Raw genomic sequence first — 22,731 nt, forward strand, 5'->3', positions numbered from 1 at the left:
ATGGCAACCGAGTTGCTCTACACCGTCTTTCTCGCAGCGGTCGCATTTCTCATAAGCGTCTTCGCGGCGGGGTGGTTCTAAGTGCTTTTCAAGCCCAGGTTGGTCGATTTCAAGATAATAGGTTTCTACTCGGGGAAGCTCACAATCGGCATCGGCTTATTGATGCTTTTACCCATGGCTCTATCGCTCTCTTTACGCGAGTGGAGCCCGGCGCTCGACTTTGTCTTAGGGGTGAGCGCATCGCTGATTCTCGGATATGTTCTTCTCTTGTCGTGTCGCACAAACCGGGAGATGAGCTGGGTTCACGGCGTGGTCGTTGTGCCGATAGCTTGGCTCGTCGCCATGGTGCTAGGTGCGATACCGCTTTACCTAAGCGGGCACTTCGTCTCGTTTCTTGACGCTATGTTCGATACGATGAGCGGTTTAGCGACGACCGGTTTAGCCCTCGTACAAGACCTCGACCACCTTTCGTACGGGCATAATTTCTGGCGACACCTCACGATGTTTATCGGCGGGCAGGGGATAGTCGTCATCACTATCACGCTGATGACCGGCGGAGCATCCGGCCTCTACGGCATGTATGTCGGCGAAGCTCGCGAGGAGAAGATACTGCCGAACCTAATCCAGACCGCGCGCTTTATCTGGCTCGTGAGCCTGGTCTATCTCTGCGTCGGCAGCGCCTTGTTGTGGTTGGTCGGCTGGCAGATCGGCATGTCGCCCGCGCGGGCGCTCTTTCATGGCGTAACCAATTTCATGGCGGCCTTTGACACGGGCGGCTTTTCTCCCCAGTCGCAGAGCATTCTCTACTATCACAGTTTCGCCTACGAGTTCGCCCTAATTCCGCTCATGATAGCGGGCGCACTAAATTTCTCGCTCCACTTCGTGCTCTTCTCTGGAGAGCGACGCGAGCTTTTCAGAAACACGGAGACACGCATGCTGGCGGCGACAATAGCGCTTACTTTCCTGATTACGGCGGTAGGTTTGGCGCAAATCGGGGCTTATGTTGATAGCATGGCCATATTTAGAAGGGGATTTTTCCAAGTAATATCCGCCCACACCGGCACAGGGTTTATGACCGTCTACGGCCCCCAGTTCTCAGGCTTGTGGGGCACGCTTGCGATCGTCGGTGTTACGTTTGCGATGGGCCTCGGTGCGAGTGCCGGCTCGACCGCGGGCGGCATCAAGTCACTAAGGGTCAGGCTCATCCTCAAGGCTTTCGTCCTTGAGACAAAGTCGCTCATACTGCCGCGCTCGGCGGTTTTGGTCGAGACATACCACCACCTGAAGAAGAACATAGTCAACGAGCGACTGCTGCTCAACGCGTTTCTCGTCGGGCTCGCCTACATATTTACGTATATCGCCGGCGCCGTCGCCGGCGTCTTCTTCGGCTACCCGTTCCAGGAGGCGCTCTTTGAGTCGGTTTCGGCGGCGGCGAATGTGGGCTTAACGGCGGGCATCACCCTGCCAAGCATGCCCGACGCCCTAAAGGTCGTGTATATGATTCAGATGTGGGCCGGGCGCCTCGAATTTCTGTCGGTCATGGCGCTCGTCGGTTTTATCATATCGGCGGTGAAGGGGAAATGATGCGAAAAACCACCGTTTTGTTGGTCGCGCTGATTGCGCTGCTTGCCCCCGCGGCCACCGCGCTCGCGGCGGTGTCGAGCACCGAACTCATCGAGAACTCAAGAGCCTATGACGGCACGGTCATCGAGTTTCAGGGGGAGGCTATCGGCGATGTCATGGTGCGCGGGGAGTCCGGTTGGGTCAACCTGCACGATGGCGACAATGCTATCGGAATCTGGGCGCCCGCGAGCGAGTTGCGTAAGATCAAGACCGCCGGCGACTACAATAGCATCGGCGACCGGGTGCTCGTCGAAGGCAGGTTTTACATGGCCTGCCCCACGCACGACGGAGAATTCGACATTCATGCCGAAAGGTTAACGGTCGTCGAAGCGGGCGCGCGCGTGACCCACCCGGTGGAGCCGGGGAAGTTAATCGCGGCGGCCGTCTTGGCGCCCGTCGCCTTGGCGCTCTTTCTCTTCGAGCGCTACCGCCGGAGGCATAACGTGGGTGGTTCTTAACAGCCCTGTATTTACCTGTATTTATCGTGTATAATTATGTCGCGGCGCTGGAAGCAATAGCGTTTGCGGGCATAGCTCAGTCGGTAGAGCATCAGCTTCCCAAGCTGAGGGTCGCGAGTTCGAGTCTCGTTGCCCGCTCAGAGAAGGATGGTTTTGCGGCGATCCATCCATGGTTTCTTGTGCGATAAGCAGATCTAACGAAAAGAAATTCGCGCGCCGCGGAGGACGGCCGTTCGTAGGCCTACGGAAAACGGGCATTGCGCAGGAAGATACGATAAGGGCTACCGGGGCTACCGGGGATACGGGGAGGAGTGTCGATGTCGAAACAATCCAGGGGGCGCGAGGATGAGTATATTGCGAGGCTGGAGTTTGAAAGACTTAAGAAAGTAGACGAGGAAAAGCAGAAGGGTCTAGCCGAAGAAGAAAGAAATAGGCTGAAAGAACTCCACTACATGTGCTGCCCAAAATGTGGGATGCACCTGATCGAGATCGACTATAAAGACATAAAGATAGACAAGTGCTCTGAGTGCGAGGGCATATGGATGGACGCGGGAGAGCTTGAGGCCGTATCTCGGCTGGATAAGACTGTTGTCGATAAATTCTTTGGCGTATTTAAGAAGTAACTTAAAAGCCCGTAATAATTAATCAAGCATGACATTTTAAGGTGAGTGCATGATTTGACGGCAGGCATTGCTTCTAGAAAAGCTAAATATCGTTCGTAAAAGCTAAAGACAATCTAAGGTTTGATTCTTTAGCTTTTCTTATGGTTATTATTAGGGGGTATCATGGACTGGCATATCAAAGAAGTCGATGAAGCTATTGCTGAGTTAAAGACTTCGCTGCGGGGGCTATCTTCGGAGGAGGCCGCCGAGCGACTAGTCGAGTTCGGACGCAATGAATTGCGGGGAAAGAAGAAGAGAAAACCGATCACGATGGTTTTTGACCAATTCAAAGACTTCTTGATAGTCACCTTGTTTTTCGCCGCGGCTATAGCGGGCATCGTGGGAAAGCCCACCGATGCCTTGGCGATATTGGCGATAGTGATACTCAATGCCGCCATCGGCTTCGTCCAGGAATATAAGGCGGAAAAGGCGATCGAGGCCCTAATGTTAATGGCCGCACCGACAGCGACTGTTTTGCGGGACGGCGCGCCGAGGAGTATCGCGGCCTCCGAGTTGGTCCCCGGTGATGTGGTGATTCTCGAGGCCGGACGGATTGTCCCGGCCGATATGCGGCTCATAGAGGCGGCGAGTCTCAAAGCTGAAGAGGCGGCGCTTACCGGGGAATCGATTCCCGTGGAAAAACAGACCGGCGCCAAGGCGGATGTCGAGTTGCCGCTCGGAGACAGAACAAACATGGTCTACAGCGGAACCGCTATCTCCTACGGCAGAGGCGCGGGCGTGGTCGCGGCTACGGGCATGGGCACCGAACTCGGTAAGATTGCGCACCTGCTGCAGGAAGAGAAAGATGTAAGGACGCCGCTTCAACATCGTTTGACGATATTCAGCAAGAAACTCGCCCTGGCGATTTTGGCGATAGTAACAGTAGTCTTCTTGTTCGGGTTGCTCCGCGGTGAGGACGTAGTCCTGTTGTTTTTGACATCGGTAAGCCTTGCCGTAGCCGCGATACCGGAAGCTTTGCCCGCCGTTATAACCATCTCACTGGCCTTGGGGGCGAGCAAGATGGTCAAACAAAACGCCCTCGTAAGAAAGCTCCCGGCGGTCGAGACGCTCGGTTCCGTCTCATATATCTGCTCCGATAAGACCGGAACCCTCACCTTAAACCAGATGACCGTCGAGGAGATCTATGTCGACGGGGAACTCATTATGGGTGACGCGTTTCCTGAAATATCGATAAGTTTAGGATCCCGGGCCGGGCGGCTAGCGGAACGGAATCAACCGCGAACCAGCCTGCTTACGGCTATAGCTTTAAGCAACGATGCTTCCCTCGACAAAGAAGGCGGAGTAATCGGAGACCCCACCGAGGCCGCCCTATACGTGGTCGCTAAAAACATCGGTTTCGACAAAGAGGAACTCTCCAAAGAGTTTCCCAGGGTCGCCGAGATACCCTTCGATTCTGAGAGAAAGCTCATGACGACCTTTCATCGCCGGCCCGATGGGAAGCTGATATCTTTTACGAAAGGAGCCATCGAGTCTATAACCGGTAGGGCGAGTACTATTATCTCCGCCGAGGGGACAAGAGAGCTGGATGTCGCGGAGATTAACGCGGTAAACGACAGGATGGCCGCGGATGGGTTAAGAGTCATTGCGGTCGCGGTTAGAGAGTGGGCCGGCTTGCCGGACAACTTGTCGCCGGAGAAAATTGAAGCGGAACTGACGGTCGTAGGTCTGGTCGGGTTGATGGACCCGCCGCGCGAGGAGGCGAGAGAGGCCGTTTCCGTATGCAAGGAAGCGGGAATCGCGACGGTCATGATAACCGGGGACCATCCCATAACGGCTTTGGCGATTGCGAGGCGCATCGGGATAACCGATGAAGACGGCGTCATAACGGGAAAAGAACTCGATGGGTTTACTCTCGAGGAGTTCGAAAAGCGCGTGGAGCATATACGGGTTTATTCGAGAGTGGCGCCCGAGCAGAAACTTAAGATAGTCAGGGCATTGCAGGATAAGAATCAATTCGTTGCAATGACGGGAGACGGCGTAAATGACGCACCGGCGCTGCGCAGAGCAAATATCGGGGTCGCGATGGGCATCACGGGTACGGATGTCGCAAAAGAAGCGTCGGACATGATACTTCTCAACGACAATTTCGCGACTATCGTCAGCGCCGTAAAAGAAGGCAGGCGCATTTACGACAACATTCTGAAGTTTATCAAATACTCGTTAACCTCGAACGCGGGGACCATATGGGTCATATTTCTTGCTCCCTTTTTTGGTCTGCCGCTCCCGTTATTGCCGATACAGATACTCTGGATGAATCTTCTCTGCGATAGCTTGCCGGGCCTTGCGCTCACCTCCGAGCCCGCGGACAAGAATACCATGAGGAGACCGCCGAGACCGCATGGTGAAGGTGTTTTCGCTCACGGCAGAGGCGGCTTTGTGTTGCGGGTCGGCCTTATTGTGGGCATAACGGCCCTGGCTTTACAGGCGTATGCTTACAGTGCGGGCATGGCCTGGCAGACGATGTTGTTTACATCTCTCGTGCTCGGCAGGATGGCCGTTGCGATGGCGGTGCGATCCGAGCGTGATTCGCTATTTCAAATAGGCGTTTTTAGCAACAAACCGCTCATAGGCGCCATTCTTCTGACCTTCGCTCTACAGATGGCCGCAGTCTATGCGCCGTTCTTGAATCCGATATTTAAGACCGTGCCTCTAAGTTTAGTCGAGCTTGCGGTTGCTTTTTCAATATCGGCTGTTGCGCTGGTCGTGGTCGAGGCGGAGAAGCTTTACAGAAAGAGGTCGGTTGTTACTTCTTAACTTTGGGTAAGGTCTCTTCGACTTTTACTACGCCTTTGTCGCCGGCAATAGGTTCGCCTTTAGCGATGGAATCTCGCAGGACGATGATGTCGACGCGGCGATTCTTCGCTCTCCCGGCCACCGTGCCGTTCTCGGCGATTGTGCGATGCTCGCCATAGCCCGCGGCTGAAAGGCGATCGCTTGCTTCAGGGTGTTTTTCTATCCAGTACATAATGACGTTGGTAGCGCGGTCGGTAGAGAGCTGCCAGTTGGAGGGATAGCGCTCATTGCGAATGGGTACGTTGTCGGTGTGGCCCTCGACCTTTATGTGTTTCTCCGAATGGAGAAGAATGGTTGCGATGGCATCGAGTAGCTCCTTCGCTTTCGGCGACAGGTCGGCCTTGCCGCTTTCGAAGAGGACGTTATCGGAGAGATTTATGACGAGCCCTCGGCCATCGGTAGTGGTCGAGAGATTCCCCACAATATTATTCGCTTCGGTATACTCTTTGATGCGCTTCATCATATAGGTGAGTTCGCGGTGCTCCTTGGCCTCCTTCATATCGACGAGCGCCGCCTCTTTCGGTGCCGGAGCGTTCTTATTATTATCGGCCGCCTTTTTCGACTTCGAGTCGGTTTCCCCAGTTTGCTGTCCGCCCAGGCCGGGAGCGATGCCCTGCCCGCTACTCGCCGTGCCGAGCGCGACCTCAAGCGACTTCGCCATCTTCGAGTATTTGGCGGCGTCGACGTTGGACATCGCATACATTATGACAAAGAAAGCGAGAAGCAGGGTGATAAGATCCGCGTAGGTGATAAGCCAGCGCTCCATACCGCCCTCATGGCCGCCCTCTTCTTCAAAACGGGATCGTCCCATAGATGTCAACCCTCAACTGCCGATAGCTGCGCGTCCGCTTCGGCTTTAATGTTTCTGACCTCCGGCGAGAGAAACGATTTTAGTCGATCCTCGATGATGCGGGGACTCTCGCCCGATTGGATGGCGAGGACCCCCTCGATGATGATCTCGCGCGCAATCGCCTCTTGTTTGCTGCGCACCTTAAGCTTCGCGCCAATCGGAATATAGATGACGTTCGCTGAAAAAACGCCGTATAGGGTTGCGATAAAGGCGACCGCGATAGCCGAACCCAGGTTTCCGGTGTCGGACAGTTTTCCGAGTACGTGGACGAGGCCCATAACCGTTCCGATAATACCCATCGTCGGCGCGAACGCACCGGCCGTGTCGAAGAACTTGGCGCCGGTCTGGTGTCTCTCGCGCATAAACTCCACCTCGGTTTCGAGGATCGATTTGGTCACCTCGTAGTCGGTGCCATCTATGACCAGCGAGATTCCCTGTTTGAGAAAGTCGTTGTCGAGATTTTCGACTACGCTCTCGAGCTTTAGGATTCCCTCGCGTCTCGCCATGTCGGCGAGGCCGACGATGGTTCGAATCGTCTTGAGCGCGTCGGCTTGCTTTTCTTGAAATGCGACCTTAAACCAATTCGGAAGATTCTTGACGTCATTCATCGAGAAGCAGATTATGGTCGCGCCGAGCGTTCCTCCGAAGACGATGACGGCGGCGGGTAGATTGAGAAGCGCCGATAGTTTGCCGCCCTCGAGCACGTTACCACCGAGCAAGGCCGCCATGGCGATGACTATACCGATGACCGTTGCTAAATCCATAAATTTCCTCTTCGAATATGTTTGGAGCAGGATATATTCAATAGACTCGTCACTAACGATTTATCGGCAAAGGGTTCGAGGCTCTTAAGGTTAAAGTGGCGCAAAAATCACTCCGAAAATCATCCCTGGGCAGGATGTGTCCAGCGCGCCGCCTGCTATTATTGGGATAGATTATAAGATTGGGACTGAGGTCGATGTTTGAGCGGGTAAATCTGGGGTATTTATCGGAATTTTACGGCTATTTGATGCTTGCGGCCATAGTCGCACAGTGGATAGTAGTGCCTGTCGGCGCGGCGCTCTATGTCTACATCATTACCAGGAGAGCGCGGTGGTAGCGGGGAAACGCGGGCTACTCTCCGGAATCGCCGACGACGATGAGGACTAAGGTTCCTTTTCTTCGTTGCTCGCCCCCGCTCGGGTCCTGGCTTATGACGCGGTTGTCCTTATCGGCCGATACTCCACTTAGGATTTGCGGATCGATATTGAAGCCTTTCTCCGCCAGGATAGCCTTGGCCTCGTCCTCGAGTTTGTCGAGCACATCTGGGACGGCTATAAGTTCGGGACCCTTGCTAACGTAGATCGTAACAACCGATTCCTTCTTCACCAGGCTTCCGGCGATAGGGACGGTGCGTATTACGGCTCCTTTGTCTATCGTTTCATGGAACGCCTCCGAAGTCTTAACCGTAAGCCCGTCGCCCGCGAGAAGGCTCTCGGCATCAGCCGAGGTCTTTCCTTCGACATCTTGTATTTGAACCGAATCCCGGCCCTTGCTTATTATGAGGTTTACCTCGGTGTCGGCCGGAACCTCTTCGTCCATCTCGGGCTCGGTTCGGATGACCTTGTCCTGGTCGAATTCGTCGCTGAACTCGTATTTGCTGTCGCCGAGCGCCAGTCCCGCCTTGATTAGTTTGTTTGTGGCGACCGCCGAGGTCTCGCCGGTCACATCGGGGACGGTTACCAGGTCGCGGCCCATGCTCACGGTTACCGCCACCTCTTTGCCTTCTTCCAGCTTCTCGCCCGCGCCGGGCTGTTGGCTCATGACGATCCCCGGTTCGATCGTATTGCTAAACGCCTCGCTGACCTCGCCAAGCTTTAGGCCTTTGGCGCTGAGCATGGCCGCTGCTTCGGCTTCGGTCTTTTCGGTGAGGTCGGGGACGGTTATCATCTCGGGGCCGCCTACGATACCGGAGCTTACCAGGAACCAACCGCCGGCCGCGCTTGCCGTTAAAACGAGCATGACCGCGATGATAATCGCCGGCCAGTTAGGTTTTGTTTTAGCCGGCGCCGGGATAGGCCTGGGCGCCTGGCGCTGCGTCGCCGCGTCGTTGCGCGATGTTTGAAGCGGCGCCATAACCAGCGTCTCCTGCTCGTCCGGCGGGATGGCGACAATGGGCATGCCTTCCATCAAGCGCATGATGTCGTTTCGCATCTCGGCGGCGCTCTGGTATCTGCTCTCCGGGTTCTTGGCCATCGCCTTCAGGATTATCGTCTGAAGCGCCGGCGTCACCTCGGGGTTGATTTCAGTGGGCCGCACCGGGGACTCATGGACGTGCTTGAGGGCTATCGCGACCGGGTTTTCGCCGTCGAACGGTATGCGCCCGGTGACCATCTCGTAGAGGACGACGCCGGCTGAATAGATATCCGAGGTGACCCCGACCTCATGGCCCCGCGCTTGTTCCGGCGAGAGGTAGTGCGCGGTCCCTAGAATCGTGCCGGTCTGTGTCATAGTCGAGACACCCGCGCGCGCGATACCGAAGTCGGTCACTTTAACCTCATCGTCCTTTGTGATGATGATGTTGTGCGGCTTGATGTCCCGGTGGATGATGTCGTTGCGGTGGGCGAAGCTGAGCGCCGATAGAACCTTTTTGGTTATCTCCATCGCCTCACGAAGCCCCACTACTCCTTTTGACCGGATGTGTTGCTTGAGGCTCTCGCCCTCGAGGAGTTCCATCACTATGAAGTAAGTGCTGTTTTGGCTGCCCCAGTCGTAGATGCTGACTATATTGGGGTGGTTCAAGTTGGCGGCGGCTTGCGCTTCGCGCCTGAAGCGTGTGACGAAATCCTCGTCTTCGGCAAAATGGCGGTGGAGTACCTTAATCGCCACAGGTCTCTCAAGGACAGAGTCCATGGCTTTGTACACATCGGCCATGCCGCCCGAGCCTATTTTGGCGATTATTTGATAGCGGTCGTTGAAGACTTGCTGTTCCATCTGTTGATTTAGGACTCCCATATTTCTAACAAATTTCGTCATCTGCTTCGATTATCCTGCAACTAAGTCTAAATTCTTGCATACTATGCCGAGCTTTGAAAGGTCCTGGAAATCGCTTGCCCGTTGTACAAGTTACTATCAGGGTTCAAGTTTTTAATCATACCAGACTTAGTCGTTTTTTCCTATCCAAGTTTTCATTACTTCTTTGGCGATGGGCGCCGCCACCTTGCCGCCGGTACCGGCGTTTTCCACTATGACCGCGACGACTATCGCCGGGTCATCGGCGGGCGCGAAGCCGACAAACCAGGCGTGAGGCGCTCCCTTGCCGACCTCGGCGGTGCCTGTTTTTCCCGCGACCCGGACCCCGTCGATGCGCGCGGCCCCACCCGTTCCCTCATCGACGACTTTCTCCATCATCGCCGCAAGCGCCCCGGCGGTCTCTTCCGAGACGGGCCTTAGCCGGGTGCGCGGTTTTCGTTCGAAGACCACGGTGCCGTCGTGTTCGGCGGCGTGAGCGACCAGGTAGGGCTGCCTTATCTCCCCCCGGTTGGCAACCGCGGCGCCGACCAGCGCCATTGTCAGCGGGCTGGCCTCGATTCTTCCCTGGCCTACCGCCATCCATGCGACCTCTAGCGGGTCCATATCTTTCGCGGCGGGCAGCTTGCTCTTTGACGTCGGCAAATCGAACGGGGTGTCGCGATTGAAGCCGAACCGCTCCGATACCTCGACGAGTTTATCGCCGCCGAGGTCGACGCCGACCTGCGCGAAGACCGTATTTATCGACTTGGCGAAGGCGGTTTCAAAGGAGACCTCGCCGAAGGACGTCCCTTCGTAGTTGGTCACTTTACCTCCGTGGACCGCTAGCTGAGCCGGGGCCTCGAAGGTGGTCGAGGGCGATATCCGGCCTTGCTCGAGGGCCGCCGCCCCGGAGACTATCTTGAACGAAGAGCCGGGGACGAAACGGCCCTGCGTCACGCGGTTTACAAGGACGCCCTCTTCGCTGCCGCTCAGGGCTTTCCAGTCGGTGTCGATTGTGTTGGGGTCGTAAGAGGGTTGGCTGACGAGCGCCAGGACCGCTCCGGTGCGGGGGTCGAGCGCGACGACCGCCCCTTTTCTCGCGCCGAGCGCTTTGGCGGCGGCGCGAGAAAGGCGCATATTTATCGTAAGGGTAAGCGTGTTCCCCGGCACATCTTTGCCGAGCAGGCGTTTCAGATAGTCATCGAGCGACGATACTTTGCTCTTCCCGGAGAGATAATCGTTGTAGGTAAGCTCGAGGCCCGCCCGCCCGTATTTAGTCGAGTAGAAACCGGTTATAGGTGCTGTCAGCGCCCTCTCGGGGTAGCCGCGGCTATAGCCGGCGCCGTCCGCATGGCTTCTCGCCAGGACCACATTGTCGGCGCTGATGATGTCGCCCCGCTCGATTCGCCGCTCGGTGAGGAGCGGACGGACGTTTTCGGGTTTCGCGGTGAGCTTTTGCGCGCCCAGGAACTGGAGGTAGGTAAGGTTTAAGACGAGAATCAGGGAGGCGGCGGTAAAAGCCGCGCCGAGCCTGCCGATGCGTTTATTCACCGCGCTCACCTCGCTTTGCCGAGATCGTCAGAAGCAGCGCGAGCAGGATAAAGTTGATCAAGATGGAGCTGCCGCCGTAGCTCATGTACGGCAAGGTCACCCCGGTGAGCGGTATCAGTTTTGTCGTCCCGCCGAGTATGACGAACGTTTGCAGCGCAAAGACCGAGGTAAGCCCGGCGGCTACCAATTTGCCGAACTCGTCGTCGGCGGTTAGTGCGATTTTCAAGCCCCGCGAGATAAACAGGAGGTAGGCGAGGATGACCGCGACGCTGCCGAGCAAGCCGAGTTCTTCGGCGATGGCCGAGAATATGAAATCGGTATGTACGGCCGGGATAAGGTTCGGATTTCCCAGGCCCAGGCCGGTTCCCGCCAGACCCCCGCTCGATATCGCGAATATCGACTGGATTATCTGATAGCCCCGGCCGGAGGGGTCGAGCCAGGGGTCGAGCCATATATCGAAGCGCACTTGGACATGGGAGAAGGCGAAGTAGCAGGCGGCAGCCCCGGCGATGAAGAGGCTTGTCCCGAGGACAACGTAGAACGGCCGCCCGGTCGCCACGTATAGCATCGCCAGGAACAAGCCGAAAAAGAGGAGTGATGTCCCCAGGTCTCTCTCTAAAACCAGGATGACTAGGGAGACGGCCCACATGATGAGGAGCGGGCCGAGGTGTTTCAGCTCGGGCAGCCAGATTCCGAAGGCCTGCTTTGTCGATATCGAAAGAAGTCGGCGTTTTTCCTCGAGGTATGATGCGAGGAACAAGACGAAACAGAGCTTGGCTATCTCGGCCGGTTGAAAGGAGACCGGCCCGAGGTCTATCCAGAGGCGCGCTCCGCCCCGTTCGACTCCGAGGAAGACCGGCGCGAACAATAAGATGACGCCGGCGATGGCCCAGGTGTATTTATAGTCCTTGAATTTCTGGTAACGGCGCGCCGTAAGCATCGCCCCAACGAGCGCTATCGCCCCAACGAGCAGCCATACGGCCTGCGCGGCCGCTAATTCGGGCTTGAGACGCCAAATCATCACCAGCCCAAGACCGGTGATGAACGCGACGAGTGGAACGAGAGTGGGCTCCGCTGTTGAGACAAACAAGCGGTTCGCTATATGTATGGCGATGAAGACGGCGGCGAGAAACCCGGTAAAGCGCAGCGCGGTCGCGATCGGCCGGCCGGTGTTGAGCGCGGTCAAGACAAAGCCGGTCGCGATTACCAGCATTGCGAAGAATATTAGGAGTAACTCACGGTTTCGGTTCGTGCCGCTCATAACTCGAATCGCGCGCCGCCTTTGGGTTTGTTTGGACATTAAGGGGCGCTCAACCGCGCCACAGGCGGTTTATGCTCCCGGGTGAGTTCTTGCTGTTTTCGAACATTATAACGGTGATGTTGTCGTTTCCGCCCTTGTCGTTAGCCCAGGCGACCAGCTCTCGGCACGCTTCCTCCAGGCCTTTTTTGTCTCGGAGGACTTCGGCTATTTCCTCGTCGCTGAGCATCGTGTTTAAGCCGTCGGTGCAGAGCAAAAATTTATCGCCCGGCAGCATTTCCTCCACGATGATGTCGACCTTTATATCGTTATCGCCGCCGACCGCCCTCGTGATGACGCTGCGCTGCGGATGAATCTCGGCTTCCTCGGGTTTGAGGTGCCCGCTCTCGACCATCTGCGCGACGAGCGAGTGGTCTCTGGTGAGCTGCATGAGCTTGCCGTCTCGCATACGGTAGAGCCGGCTGTCTCCGACGTGTCCGATATAGAGCTTGCCGCTCTTGGGGACTGCGACCGTGAGCGTCGTGCCCATGCCGCGTCTGTCCAGGTCGCGGACGGCTTTATCGTGTACCGTTTTATTGGCGCGTTTTACCGCTTCTTCGAGCAGCTCCTCCAGGGTGTCTTCCGCGCGCTTGCTCAAGGCGAACGCCAGTGCTTCGAGCGCCATAGAGCTGGCGACCTCGCCGGCGCGGTGGCCGCCCATGCCGTCCGCGACCGCAAAGAGCGCGCCGTCCGCGATATATGCGTCCTCGTTCAGACTTCTTTTTTTGCCGACATCGGTCAATGCTGTATATTTCATAGTATTTAAGAATGCGTCTTCCAAATTGTGTCCGACTCAACTCTCTCAAGACAAAGAATACAAGAGTCAGGGTCGAGAATCCAGACGGCGAGTGATATAATCGATGCTCCGCGCGGAGCGGCGTAGCTTTCAATCCATAACGGGGCAAATCTCTTGGTCTTTAGGGTTGTCATTGGGCAAACCTAAAGGTGGTCTCTCCTATCTTAAACCGGCTGTTGTCGACGAGATTGACCGGCTTATCGATAAGCTCGCCCTCGATGGTCGTACCATTGGTGCTGTTCAGGTCTTCCAGCCAGTAAGCGGAATCCGCGCGATAGACCCTCGCGTGGTGCGCCGAGGCGAACGTATCGTCTAAAATAATGTCGCAATCGGGTGCGCGTCCGATGAGCACCTGTTCGATGACGGGCACCGAATCGATATCCCCCGCCGCGATTCCTTCTTCGATTACGATACGCGGCGGCTCGTCGCTTCCGGCCAGGCGCGCGCTTCCCAGGTCGCGCGAGATGGCCCTTACCGCGAAGAACAAAAAGAGGTATATCGCGACCAGCAGGGCTATTTGCAGCGCCAGTGTGACCTCGTTAAACACGCTATTCTCTCCTAAAGTGGAGCTTGGTCTTGCCGACGACGACGACGTCGCCCTCTTTCAGGGAGTGTTCCTCGACCTTGGCGCCGTTTACAAAGGTGCCGTTGGTACTGCCGAGGTCTTGCAGGACATACCCTGTGCCGAGGTGCTCTATTCGCGCATGGTGTCGCGATACGTTGGCGTCGGCGACTACGATGTCGTTGTCGGGCGCCCGGCCCACCCCTATCTTTCGCCCCGTTAGCAAGGTCTTAGTAGACCCTCCTCGCCCGGTGCGAACCAAGAATGCCTGCTTGGTCGAGGTGCGTGCCGTAGGCTTCATTATAGTCGTGCCGTCCGGCGCCTCGACAACGACCGAATCCCTGCTCTCCAGGCTGCTCTCTATCGAAAACTCGCCGAGCGATAACTTTGTCCGCCTCTTCAATTCGATGAAGGGGTGCCCGACGAGTTCATAACCCGCTTTTTTCGCGTGCGCCGTGAGAAAGCTTTGCAGCTCGGAGACGAGAGTCTTCGCGAACGGGCGCAGTTTCTCCAAGTCCTCGGCGCCGACGAATATGGTGTAGTGGTTGGGCACATACACCTTCTTAACGCTTATGGTCCGGTTCGCGTCCATCTCCCGGGATAACTTTTTAGCCAGCTCCACCGGCTGGACACCCGATTTGAATTGCCTGGTAAAAAAGCCCTCAAACAGTGACTCGAGCCGTTGCTCAAGCTCTCTCAACAAGCTCACTAGTCGCCTCCCTTATACCCTAAGCGGCTTGCTAGTCCGCGCTCTCGATTAGACGCTCGTATTCTTTCGGCGGCCTTATGATAGGCAGCAGTAGGAGTATTATAAGTGAAAAAGAAAGGTCTTGCATTAGCGCGCTCATGTCCATGTTATCGCTCTCGAGATTCGCGAACGCTCCCTGATAACCGAGGACCAGGACGACAAAACCTGACAACACGGCGCTTAGCCAGCGCCCTTTTCGCTTGACAAACGAGGTCGTCGCCGCGACTATAGCCCAGAGGATCGGCTGGAGCAGCAAGAACGGGTTTTCGATGAACGGGCCGCTTATAAGTTGCGCGACATAGATAGGATTGGTCTCGCCCTCAAGCATCGACCAGAGATCGTAGCTCTGTACCAGCAGCGGGGCGGTGGTGTCGGCCGCGAAGATGTTGACCAACTCGAAGACAAGGCACCCCAGTCCGGCGATGAAAGCCGCCGTGACCGGGCCGGCAAGCAGGCCGACCGCGACCGGGAAGACCAAGGGTATCCGCAGGAACCCGAAGACGGCCCCGGCGGCGGGCCACACCGAGAGCGCCGGCCGCCACCGCGAAATAGTCGCCCAATAAGGAACCGCCAGGGCGAGCGCGACGATGAAAACGCCGGTCGAGTGCTTCGCGGCCGTCAAAGCAAGGAGCACCAAGGTGAGGCCGACCGTATGGCCGGGGAGGAGGAGCACCATTAAAAATATAGTCGCCGCCCCGAACAACGTGAGGCTTCTGGGAACGCCGAACCAGCTGTGGAGTATCGGGAAGAACGGCGCCGCGAGGAGCATCGCTATCGCGGTCCGTGCCGCGGGTTCACCGTGTTCCTCGAAGAAGCGCCACAGACTCCCGCGCCAACCGGCCAACTCGTACTCGGCACGGCCTTCGGCGCGCCGTCCGTACCGCTCCATCATTAGGGCGAGCGTCTTTTCCGGGAGCGCGGTGCCTCCGAGCATACCCTCCAGGCTCGCGCGAAATTCGAACGCGCTCGCGTACCGCTCTTCCGGGTTTTTCTCCAGCGCTCGCATCACGACCGCGTCGGTCGGCGCGTCGAGGAGCGCGTTGACGGCGCTCGGCGGCGGCGGGTCGAATTTTTGCACCAGGCTTAGGGTCTCGTTAGCGCTCTCTCCGCTAAAGGGGATGGCGTCGGTGAGCATTTCGTATAGGAGTGTGCCGAGCGAGAAGATGTCGCTTCGCTCGTCGACGATATCCCCGCGCGCCTGCTCGGGCGACATATAGCTAAAAGTGCCGATGATATCGCCGCTCGTTATCGTCGATGCGCCTTTGATGGCGGCGATTCCGAAGTCCATGACCTTGAGCCGTCCATCGTTTAAGACCATGACGTTCTCGGGCTTGATGTCACGGTGGATGATGCCGTGTTCGTGGGCCGCCGTGAGCGCCCGGCAGATTTGACCCGCGACCACCAGTGCCTCCTCGACCGGGAGCGGGGCGAGCCGCGCGAGGATTTTCGAGAGCGGAACCCCTTCGATCAGTTCCATAATGAGATAATAGTCGTCCCCGTCTTTCTCGAATTCGTGGAGGGTGACGATATTTGGATGGTTGAGGAGCGCGACCGTTCGCGCTTCGCGAATGACGCGCTCGGCCGAGCGGCGGTCGACGTGGATTTGTTTGATGGCGACGACCCGCTCCATGCGCGTATCGAAAGCCTCGTAGACGTCGGAGAACCCGCCGCCGCCCAGCTTGGACGTTATTTTATAACGGTTGAGGAGTAGTTGATCCGTTCTTACGTACATCTAAAGCTACTTCGACGAGCCGGACGCTTTCTCCTTGATTATATTGCGCGGCGGGTAAAAATGATATAATCTATGATGCGATTGGATAGTGTCCGGACGCGAACGGATTTTGCGGACGCGCAAAGTTAGTCAATGTGTGCGAGATTTTTGCGAGAATGGCGGAATTGGCAGACGCGCTAGGTTCAGGGTCTAGTGTCCGTAAGGATATGGGGGTTCAAGTCCCCCTTCTCGCACCAAAAAAGCCACCTCTTTCGGGTGGCTTTTAGCGCTTCTAGTGCGCGTCGTCGATTTGGCGACGCGCCGCCTCCCGCGCCGCCGCGAAGACCTCTTTGAGCGGAACCGCGTGTGTTTGGGCCGCCGCGCGGCAATCATCGAACTCCGGCGCGATCGAGGTGATACGCCCCTCGTGCCGGCCGATTTTGACACAGAGGCACCCGAACGCCGTGTCTACTTCGAGCATCTCTCGCTCGACGACGACGCGCGCGTGTTTGCTTATTCGAACGCCGAGCGTCCCCGTTTCGGAGATGATGGTGTCGATGGCCGCTTGTTCAAGATGGGCGGGGACCAGCGCCGAGAGCATCACGGCGGGGCGGTTTTTCTTCATCTGAATCGGCGTAAACCAGAGATCGAGCACGCCCAGCTCAAAGAGCGCCTCCATCGTGTAGCCGAGAACCTCACCGGAGGTATCGTCGATGTTGGTCTCGATGAGCGTGACCGTCTCATCGCGCTCCACGGCGACCTCCCCGACGATGACGCGGAGCACGTTCGGGATTTCGAGGTCGCGCCCGCCCGCCCCGTAGCCGGTCTTTTCAGGGCGCATGACCGGTATCCCCGCTGTAAAGGTAGCGTAGTGCGCCAGGATGGCGGCCCCCGTCGGCGTCGCAAGTTCGGCGTGGATATGCGTGCCGTAGACGGGGATGCCTGAGAGAATCTCGAGGGTCGCCGGCGCGGGTACCGGCAAGACCCCGTGGGCGGTCGCAACGGTGCCGGTTCCCGTGGCGATGGGCGAGGCGTAGACTTTCTCGACGCCGAGGTATTCGAGACCCGTGACGGCGGCGATGACGTCGATTATCGCGTCGGTCGCGCCGACCTCGTGGAAGTGGACCTCGCCGAGGGGGACGCCGTGGACTTTCGCCTCGGCTTCGGCTATCCGCGTAAAAATAGCGAGTACGTCGAGCTTGGCGGCCTCCGGCAACCCGCTTGCCTCTATTAAGTCGCGCACTTCATTGAGGGTGCGCGCCGCCTCCGGCGCCGCTGTCGAGACATCGAACTTGGTCGCGCCGATATGGTTTTTCCGCGTGCGCCCGGCGCCAACCTCGTAACCGCCGATGCCCACCTTCGCGAGTCGCTCTTCCAAAATCGCCAGGGGCAGGCCCAGGTCCAGGAGCGCGCCGGCTATCATATCGCCGCTTACGCCCGCGAAACAGTCAAAATACGCGACCTTCAACTCTGTCGCCTCCATCCGTCTCCATATCCGTGGTTTTCCTCAATATTATCGCCGTCCTTTACAATCTATCCTAATGCAAAGGTTAGGCCGCTGCTGTATAATCTGTGATAATTATGGCGGATATTTCTTCTCATGCGAAGGGGCAGCAATGAATGGAGCAACGGTTGAAATTATTGTAGCACTACTCGGAGCCGGCTGGGCAATCCTAGCGATATGGCTAATCGCAGTGTCGGTGCGCCTAAAGCGGCTGGGCAAAGAGCGGAAGGTGTTGGCGAAAGCCGGCGAGAACGGCGACTTTGTCGCCGCCGTCAGCAAGAGCCTCAGCGAATTAGCAGTGCTCGGCGCCGGTCTCGTCGAGATAAAAGAGAGCCTCTCGAAGCTCGAGTTCGACCTGCGCACGACGGTGCGCCACGTCGGTGTCGTCCGCTTCGACGCTTTCGACGATGTCGGCGGCAAGCTCAGTTTTGCCGTGGCGCTTTTAAACGGGCACGGCGACGGGGTTGTGCTAAGCACGATAAACGGGCGTCAGGAGAGCCGCAGCTACGCCAAATTTATCAAGAACGGCGACTCGAGCTACAGCCTCTCATCCGAGGAGCGCGAGGCGATAGCCGAGGCGCGCTCGGGCGACTTAGTCAAAGCTTAAGCTGAAACCGGAAAGGAAGAGCGGACTTGTCTGAGACCCGGAACACGAAGATAGGGTTTCTCGGCCCACGCGGGACGTATACCGAGGAAGCCCTGCAAAAGTTATTGAAAATAGACGACCATAACCTCGTGCCGTACGGCGCCGAGGCCGATGTCCTTCGCGCGATCGAGCGGGGAGAGGTAGCCAAAGGGATGGTCCCGATCGAGAACTCCATCGAGGGCTCGGTCAACGCCACGCTCGATGTGCTCGCGTTCGACGTCAACCTCTTCATCGAGCGTGAGATAGTCATACCGATAAACCATAACTTGGTGGCACGGCCCGGGGTGAAGATGGAGGATATACGGACCGTGATATCGCACCCGCAGGCGCTCGCGCAGTGCCGAGACTACCTTGCCGAAAAATTACCCCAAGCCAAGACCGAGTTTGCGAGCAGTACCGCCGGGGCGGTGAAGTTGATATCCGAGCAGAACGGGGCGCTGGCGGCGATAGGCCCGAAACTCGCGGCCGAGATGTACGGGCTCGACGTCCTCGACGAGGGCATCGCCGACTTCGAGGAGAACCAGACCCGCTTTGTCCTGGTAGGCAAGGATCCCGCGCCGCGCACGGGGAACGACAAGACCTCCATCGTCTGTTTTATCTTCGAAGACCGGCCCGGGAGCCTCCTGCAGATACTCCAGGAGTTCGCGTTTCGCTATGTCAACCTGACGAAAATCCAGTCGAGACCGACGCGCAAAGCGCTCGGCGACTACTGTTTCTTCATAGACATGCTCGGCCACGTCGAAGACGAGGTCATCGAGTCGGCTCTGAAATGCTTGAAATGTAAGATCAGAAACATAAAGGTCTTAGGGTCGTACCCGGTAGCGGACGTTGTGGGAGGATAAATGCTTGATTTAAGATGGGTTCGCGATAACCTAGACGTCGTTCAGGAAGCGCTCGAAAAACGCGCGGCCAAAGTAGACCTTTCGCGCTTCAAGGAACTCGATTCGGAGCGGCGCACCCTCATTGTCAAAGTTGAGCATTTGAAGAACGAGCGAAACATTGTCTCCGGCGAGATAGCCAAGCTTAAAAAAGCCGGCGCGCCGGCGGACGATAAAATAGAGGCGATGCGCGCGCTCGGAGACGACATAAAAGAGCTTGATGAGCGGCTCGCCGATATCGAAGACGAGCTGGGACGGCTGATGATGGATATCCCGAATATTCCGCATGAGTCGGTACCCGTCGGCGAAGATGAGACCTGCAATCCCGAGATAAGGACCTGGGGAGAGCGGCCGAAATTCGACTTCGAGCCCAAGCCCCACTGGGATTTAGGGCTCGACCTCGGGGTGCTCGATTTTGAGCGGGCGGCTAAGATTACGCGGGCCCGTTTCGTGCTCTATTGGGATTTGGCGGCCCGGCTCGAGCGAGCGCTCTTGAATTTGATGCTCGATTTGCATACCGGCACGCACGGCTACACCGAAGTCTTTCCGCCGATACTCGTCAACGACACCAGCCTTACCGGCACCGGGCAGCTGCCCAAGTTCGCCGACGACCTCTATAAGATAGAGAACGAAAACCTCTATCTTATACCTACGGCGGAGGTGCCGGTCACCAATATCCACCGCGACGAGATATTCGCCGGGGACGATTTGCCGCGCCGTTACTGCGCGTATACGCCTTGTTTCAGAAGCGAGGCCGGCGCGTACGGGAAAGACACCCGCGGCCTTATAAGACACCACCAGTTCAACAAGGTCGAGCTGGTAAAGTTCGTCCGCCCGGAGACGAGCTACGATGAACTCGAGAAGTTGACCGCCAACGCCGAAGCGGTTCTGCGGGCGCTCGATATTCACTACCGCGTCATCTCGCTCTGCACCGGCGACATCGGGTTTTCCGCGGCTAAGACCTACGACATCGAGGTCTGGCTGCCCGGCTTCGGCGGCTACAAGGAGATATCGTCCTGCAGCAATTTCGAGGATTTCCAGGCCAGGCGCGCCAATATCCGCTTCCGCGAAAACCCGAAAGCGAAACCGCAGTTTGTGCACACGCTAAACGGAAGCGGGCTGGCGATAGGCAGGACGGTCGCGGCGGTCTTCGAGAATTACCAGCAAGCCGACGGCACGATTCTTATCCCCGAGGCGCTCAAGCCCTACATGGGCGGCGCGGAGCGTATCGAGGCGAAGAAGTTCTAGGCAAGCGAGTCTGCCGGTCTCGTTGTTCGAGCGGGTAGGATGTGGTACACTACGCAATGGAAAAATTGCAAGGCGCAAGCCGCGCATGCCATACAGGGAGAGGTGGCGGAGTCCGGTTGAACGCGGCGGTCTTGAAAACCGTTAGAGGCGTGAGTCTCTCGGGGGTTCGAATCCCTCCCTCTCCGCAGAGAAAGCCACCTACTTGAGGCGGCTTTCTCTCTGATTTTTCGTCCTCGATCTGTCGGGACGAGCTGATTGTCATGACCTGCCCGAATATAGCGAATAGAGATGTTATCTCGGGTGGACAAAGTCTATCGCCTGCGGTATAGTAAGTATCTGATTTTATCGCGCATAGCGGCCTGGAGAGATGGCCGAGTCGGTCGAAGGCGCTCGCCTGCTAAGCGAGTAGGGGGTTTAAAACTCCCTCGAGGGTTCGAATCCCTCTCTCTCCGCCATAATATTTTCTGGTCTAACGACTAGAATGTGCCCGTAGCTCAGCTGGATAGAGTGTCTGACTACGAATCAGAAGGTCGGGGGTTCGAATCCCTCCGGGCACGCAAGATGCTAACAGGGGAAACTTAGAAACATCGGTCGATAAGAGCGGTATTTTTGTCTTATCTGCACTTGTTTTGCACTTACGATCATTGATTTTGTGTTCTTTTATAACCTTTTTGGGGGTTGCCTGATAATGCTTCATGATTTATGATATATATAACAGAACAAATGTTTGCTATAATGAAAAGCACTCTCCGCCCCTGCAATCAAGCAGCATCTAGCATCTGCCGATGCTTCAGTAGCACCTGGTTCTTGTTTAACGTGTTGGCCACAGGGTATATTGAAGATGCTGAGTGTTTGGGCTAATAAAGGATGATTTAAATGGCATCGTGCACAATTAGGTTTAGATACGATGTTGAGAAGTTCGTAAACGTGGTTGCCTATCTTGCCATCAATAATGTTCCCAATTTAGATAAGTTAAAAGTCTCAAAATTAATGTATTTTGTAGACAAGCTTCATCTGCAAAGATATGGCCGCCCGGTGTCTGGGGATAGCTATAATGCTCTTCCTTACGGCCCAATTCCTTCAGTTTCGCTTGATATTATGGATGAGGCGGTTGCTGATGAGTTATCGTATTTTGGTATCACAAATACTAATGTTGAACTCTTTATGAACTACTTAGAGGTCATAGACAGAAGCGAGAAGTATCCAAAGTTTAGAGCAAAGAGACAACCCGAGTTAGACATTTTCTCGGACTCTGACATTGAGATACTTGATGAGGTTATTAAAACATATGGTCAGCTCACCGGGCTTGATTTGGTAAATCTAACTCACAAAGAGCCGGCATGGACGAAGACCCAGGGAAACGCACTTATTGATTTTAGACTCTTCCTCGAAGGCTTAGATGACGAAGAAAAAGAATCGATCATAGAGTTGCTTGAACACGATCAAGAGGATAGAGAAATTTTTGAATTAAGCCGATGATCGATTTTCCTTCTGAGTTCACTGACAAGATCTTTAATGAGAGACTTGCCCGCGGCACAGTTATTCTCACAAAAATACCCCTACATGATGGTTCAGAGGATTATAAGAGGTTAATCGTCGTCAGTTTAGATTGTAGTAACCCTACTACTCCATCACACGTTTTATGAGTTGTCATTCTGAGTGAAACGAAGAATCTCTAAAGCTTGAGATTCTTCGGTCGTTTTCAACTCCCTCAGAATGACGGATACTAGTCGATGTATGTGTGATGGAGTACTAGTTTTGTGACGTTTGTGCGTAAATGTCACAAAATGTTGCAAAGCAAAAGGTGATAAAACTTTTAACCAGGACTTATGGTAAAGCTTCAATCGATTTCATGCGCTCTGCTTCGCGCTATGCGCTTTGTACTCCTCCAAATCTTTTAACCGCCATATTCTTCCTGAGGCCAGCGCGGCTACCGGTTTAGGGAAGTCCTCTTTGCCGACGTAATCCCTGATAAAGTTCGGTTTTTTGACGCCAAAAAGCTTAGCCGCTTCGGCGACTCCGACCAAAGAGTCCAGGCCAATATCTTCGATGCTTGCGCCAAGCGTTTTTGAAGCCTGCCATATTTCGATACCGACCAGCCTGCCCTCGCTATCCACATCTAAATAGAGGTTGTCCGCAAGCTTCTTGGTTTCTGCCGCTATGCCCGCTAGTTCCTTGTTCTCTCGAAACAAGATATATAGCTGGTCGTTGTCCTTGTCCGCCTGTATTGTTATATTCATTTGGCGCCCCTCATCTTATTCCCACATCGCATTAATGACCTCTATCGATTCTTATTCTTGCCCTTGCTTGCAGACAAGAGAAGCGTTTTAGAATATCCCGCATTTTCATCCGCATAATCGCGTAATCGGTAAAGCTAATTTTCAAGCGGCGC

The 22,731-nt window shown here is 56.1% G+C and carries 20 protein-coding genes and 5 tRNA genes; 14 read left to right on the top strand and 11 right to left on the bottom strand.

Annotated elements, in window-relative coordinates; all coding sequences use genetic code 11:
- Positions 1-81: 81 nt before the first annotated feature.
- The 5 genes from KGZ93_03295 to KGZ93_03315 all read left to right on the top strand — a co-directional run bounded on the left by KGZ93_03295 (position 82) and on the right by KGZ93_03315 (position 5,518).
- On the top strand, positions 82-1,584 hold the full coding sequence (locus KGZ93_03295) for a TrkH family potassium uptake protein (protein ID MBS3908647.1): 1,503 nt from the start codon (positions 82-84) through the stop codon (positions 1,582-1,584).
- Complete coding sequence (locus KGZ93_03300; protein MBS3908648.1) at positions 1,581-2,081, top strand: DNA-binding protein; 501 nt, start codon at positions 1,581-1,583, stop codon at positions 2,079-2,081. Before KGZ93_03295 ends, KGZ93_03300 begins: the two co-directional genes overlap by 4 nt.
- Positions 2,082-2,146: 65 nt before the next feature.
- Positions 2,147-2,219: transfer RNA gene (locus tag KGZ93_03305), tRNA-Gly, on the top strand.
- A gap of 179 nt (positions 2,220-2,398) precedes the next feature.
- Positions 2,399-2,704, top strand: a complete 306-nt coding sequence (locus KGZ93_03310; GenBank protein ID MBS3908649.1) for a zf-TFIIB domain-containing protein — start codon at positions 2,399-2,401, stop codon at positions 2,702-2,704.
- Positions 2,705-2,866: 162 nt separating this feature from the next.
- Positions 2,867-5,518, top strand: coding sequence for a cation-translocating P-type ATPase (locus KGZ93_03315; GenBank protein ID MBS3908650.1), 2,652 nt, complete (start codon positions 2,867-2,869; stop codon positions 5,516-5,518).
- On the opposite strand, the gene KGZ93_03320 is transcribed toward KGZ93_03315, so the two are convergent.
- Both KGZ93_03320 and KGZ93_03325 read right to left on the bottom strand, forming a co-directional pair.
- Positions 5,508-6,368, bottom strand: coding sequence for an OmpA family protein (locus tag KGZ93_03320; protein ID MBS3908651.1), 861 nt, complete (start codon positions 6,366-6,368; stop codon positions 5,508-5,510). The two genes, KGZ93_03315 and KGZ93_03320, sit on opposite strands and share 11 nt — an antisense overlap.
- Before the next feature lie 5 nt (positions 6,369-6,373).
- Complete coding sequence (locus KGZ93_03325; protein ID MBS3908652.1) at positions 6,374-7,171, bottom strand: flagellar motor protein; 798 nt, start codon at positions 7,169-7,171, stop codon at positions 6,374-6,376.
- A gap of 194 nt (positions 7,172-7,365) precedes the next feature.
- Here KGZ93_03325 and KGZ93_03330 point away from each other — a divergent pair, with 194 nt between their 5' ends.
- The gene (locus tag KGZ93_03330; GenBank protein MBS3908653.1) at positions 7,366-7,506 is read left to right on the top strand and encodes a hypothetical protein; all 141 of its coding nucleotides are present in this window, start codon (positions 7,366-7,368) and stop codon (positions 7,504-7,506) included.
- Positions 7,507-7,520: 14 nt separating this feature from the next.
- Here KGZ93_03330 and pknB read toward each other — a convergent pair whose 3' ends face one another.
- The 7 genes from pknB to KGZ93_03365 form a co-directional block, all read right to left on the bottom strand.
- Positions 7,521-9,380, bottom strand: coding sequence for a Stk1 family PASTA domain-containing Ser/Thr kinase (gene pknB, locus KGZ93_03335; GenBank protein ID MBS3908654.1), 1,860 nt, complete (start codon positions 9,378-9,380; stop codon positions 7,521-7,523).
- Between the two features lie 168 nt (positions 9,381-9,548).
- Positions 9,549-10,949 (bottom strand): hypothetical protein, encoded by a 1,401-nt coding sequence (locus tag KGZ93_03340; protein ID MBS3908655.1) that lies wholly within the window; start codon positions 10,947-10,949, stop codon positions 9,549-9,551.
- Entirely contained in the window at positions 10,942-12,210 is a 1,269-nt protein-coding gene (locus KGZ93_03345) for an FtsW/RodA/SpoVE family cell cycle protein (protein ID MBS3908656.1), read from the bottom strand. Before KGZ93_03345 ends, KGZ93_03340 begins: the two co-directional genes overlap by 8 nt.
- Before the next feature lie 49 nt (positions 12,211-12,259).
- Entirely contained in the window at positions 12,260-13,003 is a 744-nt protein-coding gene (locus KGZ93_03350) for a Stp1/IreP family PP2C-type Ser/Thr phosphatase (protein MBS3908657.1), read from the bottom strand.
- Positions 13,004-13,172: 169 nt separating this feature from the next.
- Positions 13,173-13,589, bottom strand: a complete 417-nt coding sequence (locus tag KGZ93_03355; GenBank protein MBS3908658.1) for an FHA domain-containing protein — start codon at positions 13,587-13,589, stop codon at positions 13,173-13,175.
- A gap of 1 nt (position 13,590) precedes the next feature.
- Positions 13,591-14,313: a DUF3662 domain-containing protein gene (locus tag KGZ93_03360; protein MBS3908659.1), complete on the bottom strand. Its 723-nt coding sequence runs from the start codon at positions 14,311-14,313 to the stop codon at positions 13,591-13,593.
- A 31-nt stretch (positions 14,314-14,344) separates the two neighbouring features.
- A complete protein-coding gene (locus tag KGZ93_03365; GenBank protein ID MBS3908660.1) occupies positions 14,345-16,084 on the bottom strand; it encodes a serine/threonine protein kinase in 1,740 nt (579 codons plus the stop codon).
- 149 nt (positions 16,085-16,233) lie between these two features.
- Here KGZ93_03365 and KGZ93_03370 point away from each other — a divergent pair.
- Positions 16,234-16,320, top strand: a tRNA-Leu gene (locus KGZ93_03370).
- 35 nt (positions 16,321-16,355) lie between these two features.
- Here KGZ93_03370 and larC read toward each other — a convergent pair.
- On the bottom strand, positions 16,356-17,546 hold the full coding sequence (larC, locus tag KGZ93_03375; protein MBS3908661.1) for a nickel pincer cofactor biosynthesis protein LarC: 1,191 nt from the start codon (positions 17,544-17,546) through the stop codon (positions 16,356-16,358).
- 133 nt (positions 17,547-17,679) lie between these two features.
- On the opposite strand from larC, the gene KGZ93_03380 reads away from it, so the two are divergent.
- The 7 genes from KGZ93_03380 (at position 17,680) to KGZ93_03410 (ending at position 21,818) form a co-directional block, all read left to right on the top strand.
- Complete coding sequence (locus tag KGZ93_03380) at positions 17,680-18,174, top strand: DUF4446 family protein (protein ID MBS3908662.1); 495 nt, start codon at positions 17,680-17,682, stop codon at positions 18,172-18,174.
- Positions 18,175-18,200: 26 nt separating this feature from the next.
- Positions 18,201-19,055 carry a prephenate dehydratase gene (gene pheA / locus KGZ93_03385; protein ID MBS3908663.1) on the top strand — a complete coding sequence of 285 codons (855 nt, stop codon included), beginning with the start codon at positions 18,201-18,203 and terminating at the stop codon, positions 19,053-19,055.
- Positions 19,056-20,339: a serine--tRNA ligase gene (gene serS / locus KGZ93_03390; protein ID MBS3908664.1), complete on the top strand. Its 1,284-nt coding sequence runs from the start codon at positions 19,056-19,058 to the stop codon at positions 20,337-20,339.
- A 96-nt stretch (positions 20,340-20,435) separates the two neighbouring features.
- Positions 20,436-20,524, top strand: a tRNA-Ser gene (locus KGZ93_03395).
- A gap of 176 nt (positions 20,525-20,700) precedes the next feature.
- Positions 20,701-20,794, top strand: a tRNA-Ser gene (locus KGZ93_03400).
- A 28-nt stretch (positions 20,795-20,822) separates the two neighbouring features.
- Positions 20,823-20,896, top strand: a tRNA-Arg gene (locus tag KGZ93_03405).
- Positions 20,897-21,215: 319 nt separating this feature from the next.
- Positions 21,216-21,818 (top strand): SocA family protein, encoded by a 603-nt coding sequence (locus KGZ93_03410; GenBank protein ID MBS3908665.1) that lies wholly within the window; start codon positions 21,216-21,218, stop codon positions 21,816-21,818.
- A 371-nt stretch (positions 21,819-22,189) separates the two neighbouring features.
- On the opposite strand, the gene KGZ93_03415 is transcribed toward KGZ93_03410, so the two are convergent.
- Positions 22,190-22,579, bottom strand: a complete 390-nt coding sequence (locus tag KGZ93_03415; GenBank protein MBS3908666.1) for a DUF2283 domain-containing protein — start codon at positions 22,577-22,579, stop codon at positions 22,190-22,192.
- Between the last annotated feature and the right edge of the window lie 152 nt (positions 22,580-22,731).

The organism is Actinomycetota bacterium, from assembly GCA_018333515.1.
Classification (GTDB): domain Bacteria; phylum Actinomycetota; class Aquicultoria; order Aquicultorales; family Aquicultoraceae; genus Aquicultor.